The organism is Streptomyces sp. NPDC006314, assembly GCF_040613075.1.
In the GTDB taxonomy this organism is placed as follows: domain Bacteria; phylum Actinomycetota; class Actinomycetes; order Streptomycetales; family Streptomycetaceae; genus Streptomyces.
This window is the reverse complement of record NZ_JBEXRL010000001.1, coordinates 333,907-347,275: the sequence shown is the minus strand read 5'-3', so window position 1 is coordinate 347,275 and position 13,369 is coordinate 333,907. Positions and strand designations below refer to the sequence as shown.

Below are 13,369 nucleotides of genomic sequence, written 5' to 3'. Positions count from 1 at the left end.
GGAGGGGTGCTTTGGCTGGGCGGGGGTGGGTGTCGCCCGCGGGGTGCCGCCTTCCCCCGGGACGGGTGCCGCCCCGAGCGGCACGACGGCCCGCAGGCTCGGGCGGCTGTACGAGTACGGGTCCGCCCTGGCCGATCGCGCGGTCGCCGGGCGGTGGCCGGGGGCGGACGGCTGAACCCGCTAGGCGTCCGCGACCTTGCTGGACGGTGGCTTGGTGGTGCCCGGGCGGTTACGGACGTCATCCGTGCAGTGGTACCGGCGCGGGGCGGCGGCGCCGGGGCCGCCCAGGATGACCGAGCCGTCTCCCTCGGTGGCGGCGGAGTCGGACAGGGTGCACACCAGCTGCGCCAGGGCGTAGGCGCCGAGGCGGCTCGGGGCGGCGCTCAGCCGCAGGGTGTCCTCGGGGTCCTTCGCCCCGGGCCCGGACACGCTCAGGCCGCCCGGCACGTACGTCGTGTAGCCCGCCGCCTTCTCCGGGGCCGACGGGGACGCGGCGAGCTGGTCCAGCAGCCCCTGCGCCACGATCACCCGGCGCCGGGCGTCCGGGGTGCCGTCCGGGACCCGCACGGTCCGGTCGACGGCCACCAGGGACGCCCCGCACAGCAGGAAGACCTGTACGGGCACCCCCCGCGAGGACTGCGCGGACACGTCGGGCCCGGCCAGCGAGCACGCCACCCGTGAGGGCGCCGCCCCGAAGTCGGTCGGCACCTCCGTGGCCCGGATGCCGCAGCCGGTGAGCAGTGCGCCCAGGAGGGGCAGTGCCAGCAGGCGTCGTACGGTCATGACCCCTCCTTCCTCATACCGTCGTTCCTGTCGGCCGTACCGGTCTTGCCGGCCCGGTCGTCGTGCTCGGCCTCATCGGCCTCCTCGGTCAGCCGTGAGGCGTCCCGGGGCAGTCGCAGGGTGAACACCGCGCCACCGTCGGGTGAGTTGGCCGCGGTGATCCCCCCGCCGTGGATGTGCGCGTTCTCCAGGGCGATGGACAGGCCGAGGCCGCTGCCCTCCGAGCGCGGCCGGGAGGCGCTCGCCTTGTAGAAGCGGTCGAAGACGTGCGGGAGGACGTCCTCGGGGATACCCGGACCGTGGTCGCGGACCTGGATCACTACCTCCTCGTCCGCCTCCCGCACCGCCACCCGCACCGGCGATCCACCGTGCTTGAGCGCGTTGCCGACCAGGTTGGCGAGGATGACGTCCAGGCGGCGCGGGTCCAGGCGGGCGTGGATGCCGCGCTCGGCGTCCAGCTCGACCGCGTCCAGCCAGGCGCGGGCGTCGATGCAGGCGGTGATCTGGTCGACGACGTCGACGTCGTCCAGGACCAGCCGGGCGGTGCCCGCGTCGAAGCGGGTGACCTCCATCAGGTTCTCGACCAGGTCGTTCAGCCGCCGGGTCTCGCTGACGACGAGCCGTACGGCGGGCTCGACCATGGGGTCGATGCCCCCCGCCTCCGACTCCAGCTCCTCCTCCAGGACCTCCGTCACGGCGGTGATGGCGGTCAGCGGCGTCCGCAGCTCGTGCGACATGTCCGCCACGAACCGGCGCGAGGCCTCGTCCCGGGCGGCCATCTCCGCGACCCGCTGCTCCAGCGCCTCGGCCGCGTTGTTGAACGTCCGTGACAGATCGGCGAGTTCGTCCGTGCCGGACACCCGCAGTCGCGTGTCCAGCTTGCCCTCACCCAGGCGCCGGGCGGCCACCCCGAGCCGGTGCACCGGCTTCAGCACGGTCGTGGCGGCGGCCTGCGCGAGCAGCGCGGCGCCGATCAGCGCCAGTGCGGTGGCGATGCCCAGCGACCAGGCCAGCGAGTTGAGGTCCTTGGCCTCCGGTTCCAGGGACTTCGCCATGTAGCCCGTCGGACCGCCGCCGATCACCCTCGTACCGGCCACCAGATACGGCGTGCCGTGGTCTGTGATCCGCTGCCAGTACAGGTGGTACGGCTCCTTGTTGGAGTCGGTCGGTTTCTGCCGCTTGTTCACGGCCGCGCGCAGCGACTTGGGCACGTCCTCCAGCGAGAAGCCGTTGATGCCGTCCGAGTTGCCGTACACCGTCTTGCCGCTCGGGTCCTGGCCCACCAGCAGCACGCTGAAGTGCTGGCTGTCGTCGGCCATCTGGCCCGCGGCGTGCTGCAGCGCGTCCTGCGTGGGGTGCTCCGGCAGCGCCCCCGCCCGGTTCTGCATCTCCTGCCGGAAGTCGCGCAGCACCGCGTCCTGGGCGCGGGTGAGCACGGCCTCCCGGTTCAGCCAGTAGGCGATGCCCGACGCCGACACCGCGGCGGTGAGCGCCACCAGAGCGAAGACCAGGACCAGTCGCAGCCTGAGGCTGGTGAACCGCAACCGCGACAGACTTCCCCCGCGCCCCGCGGCCCAGCCGCGCAGCCTCCCTTGCGTTTCGGTCACTGAGGGACGTCCAGGCGGTAGCCGACACCACGGACGGTACGGATCAGGGTCGGGGAGGAGGGCACGTCCTCCACCTTGGCGCGCAGCCGCTGCACACACGCGTCCACCAGGCGGGAGTCGCCCAGGTAGTCGTGCTCCCACACCAGCCGCAGCAGCTGCTGCCGGGACAGCGCCTGACCGGGCCGCCGGCTCAGCTCCAGCAGCAGCCTCAGCTCGGTCGGGGTCAGCTGCAGATCCATGCCGTTCTTCGTCACGGTCATCGCCGAACGGTCGATGACGAGGCTGCCGAACGTCGCCGAGTCGCTGGACTCGCGCTCCCCGCGCCGCAGCACGGCCCGGATCCGGGCGTCCAGTACCCGCCCCTGCACCGGCTTGACCACATAGTCGTCGGCGCCGGACTCCAGTCCGACCACCACGTCGATGTCGTCGTTGCGCGCGGTCAGCAGGATGATCGGCAGCTGGTCGGTGCGCCGGATGCGCCGGCACACCTCGAACCCGTCGATGCCGGGCAGCATCACGTCCAGCACGATCAGGTCCGGCCGCTGCTCACGCAGCAGCTTCAGACCGTCCTCGCCGCTGGCAGCGGTGGCCACCCGGTGTCCCTGGCGCGTCAGGGAGAGTTCCAGGGCCGTGCGGATGGCGTCGTCGTCCTCGATCAGCAACAGGGAAGGCACGGGCCTCATTCTGGCCCATGGAGGGGGTGGCGGACGACCTGTGGGACCGATCCCGGCGTACCGCCACTACCCGTGTGCTGTCGGTGACAGCAGCGTGCCAGGCCCCTGTGACAGGTCTGTGACAGTCGGCGGACACGGCGATGAAGTGGCCCCGGCAGTCTTTTGGGCACGGGCACGGCGGTGAGCCGGAACCAGCCCGGAGCGAGACCGAAGCACCGGAAGTCCACGACGGGGGAGCGCGAGATGAACACGCTGCACGGCATCAGCACCAGCGCAGTGGTCACGCGTCTGCACGACGTGCACCGGGGTTCCGAGAAGTCCGGTGCGGGTGTGGGCACCTCCCTGATCGAGCGGAGCCGCGAGCTCGGGGGAGGACGGGGGTGCGCTCGCGGCGCCGGGCGTCAGCACACCGCGTACATGACGGTGGTTGACGTCCGCACGGGGGAAACGCACGGGGGAACCGCGTACGGGGAGGCCTCGGAGGAGCGCCGCTCGCTGAGCGAGGCGGAGTTCACCGCCTACGTCCAGGAGCGCCGCGCCTCCCTGTACGCCACCGCCTACCACCTGACCGGCGACCGTTTCGAGGCCGAGGACCTGCTGCAGAGCGCGCTGTTCTCGACGTACAAGGCGTGGGACCGGATCAGCGACAAGGCGGCGGTCGGCGGATACCTCCGCCGCACCATGACCAACCTGCACATCAGTGCCTGGCGGCGTCGCAAGCTCAACGAGTACCCGACCGAGGAACTGCCGGAGACGCCCGGCGAGACGGACGCGATGCGCGGCACCGAGCTGCGCGCGGTCCTGTGGCAGGCGCTGGCCCGGCTGCCCGAACTCCAGCGCACCATGCTGGTCCTGCGCTACTACGAGGGCCGCACGGACCCGGAGATCGCGGAGATCCTCGGCATCAGTGTCGGCACGGTGAAGTCCAGCATCTGGCGGTCGCTCCGCCGGCTGCGCGAGGACGAGGTCCTCAGCTTCGGCCGTGACGAGGAGAACGCCTTCGGCGAGTTGGTCGCCTGAGGTCAGGGGGGGAGTACGGGGGAAACGGGGGACCACCGGGGGGGGGTGGATCCCACGGGGGGCATGGGGAACACGGGGGAGCACAGAGGAACGGGACTGGCGGGCCGGGGGGTCCGACCAGTCCCGTTTCGCGTTCCCCTCGGCGGTCAGGCCACCGTCTGCCGACGCGTCCGCCGGCCCGCCCCCGCCGCCGCCAGCCGGCCCAGCGCCTCGTCGCGATCACACGGATACGCGCCCAGGGACACCTGGCGGGCGACGATCGAGCGTTCCGCGCGCATCAGCCGCCAGCCGCGGCGCAGCAGGAACGGCACCGACTTACGGCCCTCCTTCAGGTCCCGCAGGAAGCGGCGCCGGAACGTGGTGACCGGCCCGCGGGTCAGGCACAGGGCGTCCGCGAGCAGGCCCCGTTCCCGGCAGCGCTCCACGATCTCCGCCGCGAAGATGCCCTCCGCGATGAACAGCGGGGTACCGCCGATGTGCAGCGTCTCCTCGCCGGTACGGGCGCTCAGCGCGATGTCGTACACGGGGACCGGCGTCGACCCCGTGGCGCAGAGCCGGGCGATGGCCGCGATCGCGACGTCCGCGTCCCATGACTCCGGGTGATCCCAGTCGATGTCCGAACTCCCCTCCACCAGAGGCAGGGTCGGGTCGTCGCCCTCCTTGTAGAAGTCGTCCAGACGCAGGACGGGGAGCCCGGAACGGGCGGCGACGAGGGACTTGCCCGAGCCCGAGGGGCCGCACAGCAGCACGACACGGGCGGGGGACGGGGGATGGATGCTCACGGAACACCAGTTTGACGCATGGGGGGCCGCCTGCCGACCCCGCGGGTCGTCTTTTGAGCGTGAGCCCCGCCTCAACTACCCTGTGTGCCGACTTCATTACTCCGCGCATCAGAAGGTGGCACCCGATGGCCCGACACACCTCTTCCCGGCACTCCACCGCGCAGCGCGCCCTGATCGCCCTCGCGACGGCCGGAGCGGCCCTGGGCGCGGGGGCGGCGACGGCGTCCGCCGACTCGGTCCCGGGCGCCGGCCACCGGCCTGTGAACCTCGGCGACGTCGACCCGCAGTCGGGCGTGCCGGCCGCGACCGGCACGGTAGGCCACGCGACCGGCACGGTCGCGGGCCTCAAGCCCAACCCCCTCGCGGGCACCGGTGTGGACCCCCTGGACAACGGTGTGGGCACCCGGCTCGCGGACTTCGAGTCCATCGACTCCAGGACCCTGACGGGCCCCGTGGCCCAGGCACCGTCGATCGGCGGTCTGCCGGTGGTGGGGCAGGCGCTGGGGGCACTGGGCCACTGAGAGACCCCGACTGGGGAGCGGGTCCGCGTCGACATGCGGCTCCGCCGAGGGGCGCGGCCGGTCACGGGCAACCCGCTGCCGGCCGAGCCCCGCGGTCACCCGCCGCTCTCCCTACGTCAGTAGGACGACCCCGACGCGCCCAGCGACCCCGTCGGGTGCCAGACCGTCTTGGTCTCCAGGAACGCCGTCATGCGGTCGATGCCCGGCGTCTCGAAGTAATCCACAGGCTGTGGACGCAGGACGCGCTTCAGATTGTCCGCCGCCGCGATCTCCAGCTCCTTCGCCAGCACCTCGTCGGCGCCCGCCAGGTCGATCGCGTTGACGTCCTGGTGCGCGGCCAGCGGCGCCGCGATCTCCGCCGTACGGCCGGACAGGACGTTGACCACACCGCCCGGCACATCGGAGGTGGCCAGCACCTCGCCCAGGGACAGGGCGGGCAACGGGGCCTGCTCGGAAGCGATCACGACCGCGGTGTTACCGGTGGCGATCACCGGTGCCACGACGGAGACCAGGCCCAGGAAGGACGACTCCTGCGGGGCCACGACGGCGACCACGCCGGTCGGCTCGGGGGAGGACAGGTTGAAGAAGGGGCCCGCGACCGGATTGGCGCCACCGATCACCTGGGCGATCTTGTCGGTCCAGCCCGCGTACCAGACCCAGCGGTCGATCGTGGCGTCCACGACCGCCGCCGCCTTGGACCTGGACAGGCCCTCGGCGTCGGCCACTTCGCGCGCGAACTGCTCCCTGCGGCCTTCCAGCATCTCCGCGACGCGGTAGAGGACCTGGCCGCGGTTGTAGGCCGTCGCGCCGGACCAGCCGCCGAACGCCTTGCGTGCGGCCACGACCGCGTCACGGGCGTCCTTGCGGGAGGACTGCGGAGCGTTGGCCAGCCAGTTGCCCTTCGAGTCCGTCACCTCGTACACCCGGCCGCTCTCGGAACGCGGGAACTTCCCGCCGACGTACAGCTTGTAGGTCTTGAAGACAGTGAGTCGCTGCTGTGCGGTCTTCTCAGACATCGAGGTACGCCTCCAGGCCGTGGCGGCCGCCCTCGCGGCCGAAGCCCGACTCCTTGTAGCCGCCGAACGGCGAGGTCGGGTCGAACTTGTTGAACGTGTTGGACCAGACGACACCGGCCCGCAGCTTGTTCGCGACGGCCAGGATCCGCGAGCCCTTCTCGGTCCAGATGCCGGCCGACAGGCCGTACTGCGTGTTGTTCGCCTTGGCGACCGCCTCGTCCGGCGTGCGGAAGGTGAGGACCGACAGCACCGGGCCGAAGATCTCGTCCCGGGCGATGGTGTGCGCCTGGGTGACGTTCGTGAAGAGCGTCGGGGCGAACCAGTAGCCGGAGGAGGGAAGTTCGCAGGCCGGTGACCAGCGCTCGGCGCCCTCCGCCTCGCCCTGCTCGGCCAGCGCGGTGATCCGGGCCAGCTGCTCGGCGGAGTTGATCGCGCCGATGTCGGTGTTCTTGTCCAGCGGGTCACCGAGGCGCAGGGTGGACAGACGGCGCCTGAGGGAGTCCAGCAGCTCGTCCTGGACCGACTCCTGGACGAGGAGGCGGGAGCCCGCGCAGCAGACCTGGCCCTGGTTGAAGAAGATGCCGGTCACGATGCCCTCGACGGCCTGGTCGATCGGCGCGTCGTCGAAGACGATGTTGGCGCCCTTGCCGCCCAGTTCGAGGGTGAGCTTCTTGCGGGTGCCCGCGACGGTACGCGCGATCTCCTTGCCCACGGCCGTGGAGCCGGTGAAGGCGACCTTGTTCACGTCGGGGTGGGCGACCAGGGCCGCGCCCGCGTCGCCGTAGCCCGGCAGGATGTTGACGACACCCTTGGGCAGGCCCGCCTGGCGGCAGATGTCCGCGAAGAACAGCGCGGAGAGCGGGGTGGTCTCGGCGGGCTTCAGGACGACCGTGTTGCCGGTCGCGAGGGCCGGGGCGATCTTCCACGCCAGCATCAGCAGAGGGAAGTTCCAGGGGATGACCTGGCCGGCGACGCCGAGCGGACGCGGGTTCGCTCCGAACCCGGCGTGGTCGAGCTTGTCGGCCCAGCCCGCGTAGTAGAAGAAGTGCGCGGCGACCAGAGGGAGGTCCGCGTCACGGGTCTCCTTGATCGGCTTGCCGTTGTCCAGGGTCTCCAGGACGGCCAGCTCGCGGCTGCGCTCCTGGATGATCCGGGCGATGCGGAACAGGTACTTGGCGCGCTCGGAACCGGGCAGCGCCGACCACTTCTCGAACGCCTTGCGGGCGGCCCCGACCGCGCGGTCGACATCCTCGGGGCCGGCCTGCGCGACCTCCGAGAGCACCTCCTCGGTCGACGGGCTGACCGTCTTGAAGACCTTGCCCTCGGCCGCGTCCACGAACTCGCCGTCGATGAACAGACCGTAGGACGGGGCGATGTCGACGACCGAGCGGGACTCGGGCGCCGGTGCGTACTCGAATACGGAAGCCATGATGATCAGTCCACCGTCACGTAGTCGGGGCCGGAGTAGCGGCCGGTGGCCAGCTTCTGGCGCTGCATCAGCAGATCGTTCAGGAGCGAGGAGGCGCCGAAGCGGAACCAGTGGTTGTCCAGCCAGTCCGCGCCGGCGGTCTCGTTGACCAGGACGAGGAACTTGATGGCGTCCTTGCTGGTGCGGATGCCGCCGGCGGGCTTCACCCCGATCTGGATGCCGGTCTGGGCACGGAAATCGCGCACCGCCTCCAGCATCAGCAGGGTGTTGGCGGGGGTCGCGTTGACGGCGACCTTGCCGGTGGAGGTCTTGATGAAGTCGGCGCCGGCCAGCATGCCGAGCCAGGAGGCGCGGCGGATGTTGTCGTACGTCGACAGCTCGCCGGTCTCGAAGATGACCTTCAGTCGGGCGCTCGTCCCGCAGGTCTCCTTCACGGCGACGATCTCGTCGTACACCTTCAGGTACTTGCCGGCGAGGAACGCGCCCCGGTCGATGACCATGTCGATCTCGTCCGCGCCCGCGGCGACGGCGTCGCGGACGTCGGCCAGCTTGACGTCGAGGGCGGCGCGGCCGGCCGGGAAGGCGGTGGCGACCGAGGCGACCTTCACGCCGGAGCCGGCGACGGCCTCCTTGGCGACGGCCACCATGTCGGGGTAGACGCAGACCGCGGCCGTGGCCGGGGTCGTACGGTCCGTGGGGTCGGGATGGACCGCCTTGGCGCCGAGCGCCCGGACCTTGCCCGGGGTGTCCGCGCCTTCCAGCGTCGTCAGGTCGACCATCGAGATGGCGAGGTCGATGGCGAACGCCTTCGCGGTGGTCTTGATGGAACGGGTGCCGAGAGACGCGGCACGCGCCTCCAGGCCGACCGCGTCGACGCCGGGCAGCCCGTGCAGGAAGCGGCGCAGCGTGCTGTCGGACGCGGCGACGTCGACGAGAGCGTGTGCTGTGGGTGCGGTAGTGGGCATGGTCACCAGACGAGCATATCTACGCGCGTAGCTGCTGTACACCCCAGAGGCCGCTTCCCGGGCGGCGCGGGGAAACGGAAACCCCCTGGGGGCGCGGACTCCATCGAGGCACGCCGCCGCAACATGGGCGCGACCGGCCACCACAACCCGCCCCGCATCGAGGAGTCCCCGCGTCTCCACGGGCGGTCGTCCAAGCGCCGCAGGCGTACGGCACAATCGGGGCCATGACCACCCCGGACCACCAGTCACCCGCGCCACAGCCTCCGGCGCCCGCCGCCAAGGACCGTATCTACCGCTCGCCCATGGCGCTCGGGGGCGGTGTGCTGCTGCTCGTGGTCGTCGGCTGGCTGGGCTTCGACGCGCTGCTCAAGGGCCACGGCCGCACCCCGTGGCTGGCGCTCGCCGGGATGATCCTGGCCGTGCCGCTGGTGGTCGCCTTCACGCTCCGCCCCGCCGTCCTCGCGAACGAGGACCGGCTGCGCGTCCGCAACCCCTTCCGGGTGATCACCCTGCCCTGGGGCGATGTCGCCGGCCTGCGCTCCGGCTACTCCAACGAGGTCGTCGCCAAGTCGGGGACCAAGTACCAGCTGTGGGCCATCCCCGTCTCGCTGAGGGCCCGCAAGAAGGCGGCACGCCGGCAGCAGCGGGCGGCGGCGGACGCGGCCCGGGGTGTGACGCCGAGCGGCCGGATCGGCGGGCTGGGGCCGAGCGGCCTCGGACTCGGCGGATTCGGCCTGCGCGGCACGGACACCGGGCCGACCCGGGCCGAGACCGACCAGGTCATGGACGACCTGCGCGACTTGCTGGAGCGGCGCGGGGAGGCGGAGACCGCCCAGGGCGAGACGACGGTCCGCTGGGCATACGAGGTGGTCGCCCCGGCGGTGGCCGGAGCCGTACTGCTGGCGATCCTGCTGGCGACCGGGTGAGTCCCGCGTCTGCCGGGGCGTGACCAAGGCCGGCCGCACGGAAGCTGAGGGCTCCGACGGTCTGCGAAGCGATGAGTACGACCCCCGGGCAGCCCCCTGCCCCGGCTCCGGCGTACCCGCCGGCTGCCTCCCCTCGGCTGGGGAGCAGGCGCGTCGGTATCGAGGCCCTGCCCGCGGGCTGGGCGCCACGGCCCTCGCACGGGCCCCGCGCCGGCGTCGCCGTGGTCGCCGCCGCGGCCGTCACCGGTGCGCTGACCGTGCTCGGACTCTGGGGCTGCCACCTGTTCCGGGGCGAGACCGGCCCGTGGCGCTGTCGGCTCGGCGCGGTCCTCGACCTGGTCGGGGTCCTCTCGCTGCCCCACCGGCTCGCCCGGCGCATCACCGTGGACAGCGCCCGGCCGTGGTTCGGCGGGCTGTGCGGCATCGGCACATCACCTGGAACGATCTGATGCGGGTCGAGTGCGACGGTGCCGAGCCGGAGGCGGACAGCCGACGGGCCTCCTTCACCCCGTGGCCGGCCCACGCCGCGCGCCGGCCCTGGCCGGAGCGGGGCTGCACCCCTGCGGGCGGGCGGCCGCCGAGCTCACCGCCCCGCGGCAGGACCCTGCGCCTCGCCCGTCGGTGCCGGGCCAGGAGACCCGTCGGGTACGCCCGCTGTGGCCGCTCGCGGTGGTCCTGGCCGTGGCGTGGACCGCGGCCCTCGTGCCGCCGTAGGCCCTCCCAGGGGCACCCTCGGGGTGCCCGCGGGCAGGGGCACCCCGAGGTGGGGGTCAGATGCCGGCGGCCGCCGACAGGTCGCGCTTCACGGCGTCCAGCAGCTCGGTCGCGCGGGCGCGGGCCGCCGGGAGGTCGGCGTGGGCCGCGACCGGTACGACGACCTCCAGGTAGCACTTGAGCTTGGGCTCGGTGCCGCTCGGACGGACGATGACGCGGGCGCCGTCGAGGGTGTAGCGCAGGCCGTCGGTGGGCGGCAGCCTGTCCGTGCCCCGCGTGAGGTCCTCGGCCCGGATGATGGACAGGCCGGCCAGCTCGGTCGGCGGCTGCTCGCGCAGGCGGCGCATCGCGGAGGCGATGAGCGAGAGGTCCTGGACGCGGACCGACAGCTGGTCGGTGGCGTGCAGGCCGTGTTCGACGGCCAGGTCGTCGAGGAGGTCGAGCAGCGTACGGCCCTCCTCCTTGAGTACGGACGCCAGCTCGGTGATCAGCAGCGCGGCCGTGATGCCGTCCTTGTCGCGCACGCCCTCGGGGTCCACGCAGTAGCCGAGGGCCTCCTCGTAGCCGTAGCGCAGGCCCTCGACGCGGGCGATCCACTTGAAGCCGGTCAGGGTCTCCTCGTACGGCAGGCCCGCCTTCTCGGCGATCCGGCCGAGCAGGGAGGAGGAGACGATCGACTCGGCGAAGGTGCCGCGCGCTCCGCGTCGTACCAGGTGGGCGGCGAGCAGGGCGCCGACCTCGTCGCCGCGCAGCATGCGCCAGTCGCCGCCGTCCCGCACGGCCACGGCGCAGCGGTCGGCGTCGGGGTCGTTGGCGATGACCAGGTCCGGGTCGGTGGCACGGGCCCGGGCGAACGCCAGGTCCATCGCGCCCGGCTCCTCCGGGTTGGGGAAGGCGACCGTCGGGAAGTCCGGGTCGGGGTCGGCCTGCTCGGCGACCAGCACCGGCTCGGGGAAGCCGGCACGGGCGAACGCGGCGAGCAGGACGTCCCTGCCGACGCCGTGCATCGCCGTGTAGACCGTGCGGGCGGTGCGCGGGGAACCGGCGGCCAGGACGGCGTCCGTACGGGCCAGATAGGCGTCCAGGACCGCGTCGTCCAGGGTCTCCCACCCTCCCCCACTGTCGGCTTCGCCCGAGCGGGGGGATCCCAGGTCCGGGCGGGGCACGTCGTTCAGGGAGGCGATCGCGTCGATCTCGGCGGCGATCTCCGCGTCGGCGGGCGGGACGATCTGGGAGCCGTCGCCGAGGTACACCTTGTAGCCGTTGTCCCGGGGCGGGTTGTGGCTGGCGGTGACCTCCACGCCCGCGACCGCGCCGAGATGCCTTATGGCGAAGGCCAGGACGGGGGTGGGCAGGGGGCGCGGGAGTACGGCCGCGCGCAGGCCGGCGCCGGCCATCACGGCGGCGGTGTCCCGGGCGAAGTCGGCGGACTTGTGGCGGGCGTCGTAGCCGATGACGACGACTCCGTCGGTGTGGCCGGTCTTCTTCAGGTACGCGGCAAGACCTGCGGCGGCGCGGATGACGACGCTGCGGTTCATGCGCATGGGGCCGGCGCCGAGCTCACCTCGCAGGCCGGCGGTGCCGAACTGGAGGGTGCCGGAGAAGCGGGCCGACAGTTCCTTCGTGTCGCCGGCGTCGATCAGCTTGGCGAGTTCCTCGCGGGTCTCCGGGTCGGGGTCCTCGGCGAGCCATGCCTTGGCCCGGGCGATGAGATCGTCGTGCACCTTGGGATCAACCTCTCCTGTGTTTGCCTGGTCCCGCTGGGGGCTCCACCCCCGAGACCCCCGTCTTTGCCCACCCGCCACCTGGGTCGGCTGGCACGCGGACGAGCGGTGTCGCGCCACCGTCGGCAGCATCCATGCCCCGCCCTGAGCCCCGTTCCCCGCCGACCGCGGCACCGCGTCCGGCTCGGTGCCGGCCGCAGTACCGCGTCCCGTCACCACCGTCGCAGCACCGCGCTGGACGTGGCGCATGCACCGCGCCCGCTCGACGCGGTGCGATACCGCGCCCGCCCGGTCAGATCCTGCCCAGTACCTGCGTCAGCAGCTGGCCCATACGGGCCGCCGAGTCGCGGCCCGCCTGGAGGACCTCCTCGTGGTTGAGGGGTTCGCCGGTCATGCCCGCGGCCAGGTTGGTGACCAGGGAGATGCCCAGCACCTCGGCGCCGGCCTCGCGCGCGGCGATCGCCTCGAGGACCGTGGACATGCCGACCAGGTCCGCGCCGATGACACGGGCCATGCGGATCTCGGCCGGGGTCTCGTAGTGCGGGCCGGGGAACTGCGCGTAGACGCCCTCCTCGAGGGTGGGGTCGATCTCCTTGCACAGGGCGCGCAGGCGGGGCGAGTACAGGTCCGTCAGGTCGACGAAGTTGGCGCCGACGATCGGGGACGTCGCCGTCAGGTTGATGTGGTCGCTGATCAGCACCGGCTGGCCGGGGCGCATGCCCGCGCGCAGACCGCCGCAGCCGTTGGTGAGCACGATGGTCTTGCAGCCGGCGGCGACGGCGGTGCGCACGCCGTGCGCGACGGCGGCGACGCCACGGCCCTCGTAGTAGTGCGTGCGGCCCAGGAAGACCAGGGCGCGCTTGTCACCGAAGGAGTATGAGCGGATCTTGCCACCGTGGCCCTCGACGGCCGGCGGCGGGAAGCCGGGCAGTTCGGTGACCTGGAACTCGGCCTCGGGTGCGCCCAGTGCGTCGACGGCCGGAGCCCAGCCGGAGCCCATCACGAGGGCGACGTCGTGGGTCTCGGCGCCGGTGAGTTCGCGCAGGCGCGCGGCGGCGGCGTCGGCGGCGGCGTAGGGGTCGCCCTGGATGTCGTCCGGAAGAAGAGATGCGTTCACGCCGATGAGGGTAGCCGGTCCGCGCCTACGCGCGTAGATGACGGACCCCACGGGATTGGGATCGTTGTCTTGTCGTTTTCGACAACGGGGG

At 72.5% G+C, this 13,369-nt stretch carries 14 protein-coding genes; 5 read left to right on the top strand and 9 right to left on the bottom strand.

Annotated elements, in window-relative coordinates; genetic code table 11:
- Positions 1–180: 180 nt before the first annotated feature.
- From ABZ079_RS01575 to afsQ1, 3 genes are read right to left on the bottom strand one after another with little or no spacing between them, the layout of a single operon-like run.
- Positions 181–783 (bottom strand): hypothetical protein, encoded by a 603-nt coding sequence (locus ABZ079_RS01575; RefSeq protein WP_356937340.1) that lies wholly within the window; start codon positions 781–783, stop codon positions 181–183.
- On the bottom strand, positions 780–2,390 hold the full coding sequence (locus tag ABZ079_RS01570; protein ID WP_356937339.1) for a HAMP domain-containing sensor histidine kinase: 1,611 nt from the start codon (positions 2,388–2,390) through the stop codon (positions 780–782). The genes ABZ079_RS01575 and ABZ079_RS01570 overlap by 4 nt, the downstream gene beginning before the upstream one ends.
- Positions 2,387–3,064, bottom strand: coding sequence for a two-component system response regulator AfsQ1 (afsQ1, locus tag ABZ079_RS01565; protein WP_356937338.1), 678 nt, complete (start codon positions 3,062–3,064; stop codon positions 2,387–2,389). Before afsQ1 ends, ABZ079_RS01570 begins: the two co-directional genes overlap by 4 nt.
- A gap of 243 nt (positions 3,065–3,307) precedes the next feature.
- Here afsQ1 and ABZ079_RS01560 point away from each other — a divergent pair, with 243 nt between their 5' ends.
- A complete protein-coding gene (locus tag ABZ079_RS01560) occupies positions 3,308–4,084 on the top strand; it encodes a SigE family RNA polymerase sigma factor (protein ID WP_356937337.1) in 777 nt (258 codons plus the stop codon).
- A gap of 146 nt (positions 4,085–4,230) precedes the next feature.
- Here ABZ079_RS01560 and ABZ079_RS01555 read toward each other — a convergent pair whose 3' ends face one another.
- On the bottom strand, positions 4,231–4,866 hold the full coding sequence (locus tag ABZ079_RS01555) for a uridine kinase (RefSeq protein ID WP_356937336.1): 636 nt from the start codon (positions 4,864–4,866) through the stop codon (positions 4,231–4,233).
- A 125-nt stretch (positions 4,867–4,991) separates the two neighbouring features.
- Here ABZ079_RS01555 and ABZ079_RS01550 point away from each other — a divergent pair, with 125 nt between their 5' ends.
- The gene (locus ABZ079_RS01550) at positions 4,992–5,387 is read left to right on the top strand and encodes a hypothetical protein (RefSeq protein ID WP_356937335.1); all 396 of its coding nucleotides are present in this window, start codon (positions 4,992–4,994) and stop codon (positions 5,385–5,387) included.
- Positions 5,388–5,503: 116 nt separating this feature from the next.
- Here the strand turns inward: ABZ079_RS01550 and ABZ079_RS01545 are convergent, their stop codons facing one another.
- From ABZ079_RS01545 to deoC, 3 genes are read right to left on the bottom strand one after another with little or no spacing between them, the layout of a single operon-like run.
- Positions 5,504–6,403: an aldehyde dehydrogenase family protein gene (locus ABZ079_RS01545; RefSeq protein ID WP_356937334.1), complete on the bottom strand. Its 900-nt coding sequence runs from the start codon at positions 6,401–6,403 to the stop codon at positions 5,504–5,506.
- The gene (locus tag ABZ079_RS01540; protein ID WP_356937333.1) at positions 6,396–7,832 is read right to left on the bottom strand and encodes an aldehyde dehydrogenase family protein; all 1,437 of its coding nucleotides are present in this window, start codon (positions 7,830–7,832) and stop codon (positions 6,396–6,398) included. Before ABZ079_RS01540 ends, ABZ079_RS01545 begins: the two co-directional genes overlap by 8 nt.
- 5 nt (positions 7,833–7,837) lie before the next feature.
- Positions 7,838–8,797 (bottom strand): deoxyribose-phosphate aldolase, encoded by a 960-nt coding sequence (gene deoC, locus ABZ079_RS01535; protein ID WP_356937647.1) that lies wholly within the window; start codon positions 8,795–8,797, stop codon positions 7,838–7,840.
- Between the two features lie 224 nt (positions 8,798–9,021).
- On the opposite strand from deoC, the gene ABZ079_RS01530 reads away from it, so the two are divergent.
- The 3 genes from ABZ079_RS01530 (at position 9,022) to ABZ079_RS01520 (ending at position 10,437) form a co-directional block, all read left to right on the top strand.
- The gene (locus ABZ079_RS01530; protein WP_356937332.1) at positions 9,022–9,723 is read left to right on the top strand and encodes a PH domain-containing protein; all 702 of its coding nucleotides are present in this window, start codon (positions 9,022–9,024) and stop codon (positions 9,721–9,723) included.
- Between the two features lie 71 nt (positions 9,724–9,794).
- The gene (locus tag ABZ079_RS01525) at positions 9,795–10,172 is read left to right on the top strand and encodes a hypothetical protein (RefSeq protein WP_356937331.1); all 378 of its coding nucleotides are present in this window, start codon (positions 9,795–9,797) and stop codon (positions 10,170–10,172) included.
- Between the two features lie 61 nt (positions 10,173–10,233).
- The gene (locus ABZ079_RS01520) at positions 10,234–10,437 is read left to right on the top strand and encodes a hypothetical protein (RefSeq protein ID WP_356937330.1); all 204 of its coding nucleotides are present in this window, start codon (positions 10,234–10,236) and stop codon (positions 10,435–10,437) included.
- Positions 10,438–10,493: 56 nt separating this feature from the next.
- Here the strand turns inward: ABZ079_RS01520 and ABZ079_RS01515 are convergent, their stop codons facing one another.
- Together ABZ079_RS01515 and ABZ079_RS01510 are read right to left on the bottom strand one after the other, a co-directional pair.
- Complete coding sequence (locus ABZ079_RS01515; RefSeq protein WP_356937329.1) at positions 10,494–12,161, bottom strand: phospho-sugar mutase; 1,668 nt, start codon at positions 12,159–12,161, stop codon at positions 10,494–10,496.
- A gap of 292 nt (positions 12,162–12,453) precedes the next feature.
- On the bottom strand, positions 12,454–13,278 hold the full coding sequence (locus tag ABZ079_RS01510) for a purine-nucleoside phosphorylase (RefSeq protein ID WP_356937328.1): 825 nt from the start codon (positions 13,276–13,278) through the stop codon (positions 12,454–12,456).
- Positions 13,279–13,369: the final 91 nt, after the last annotated feature.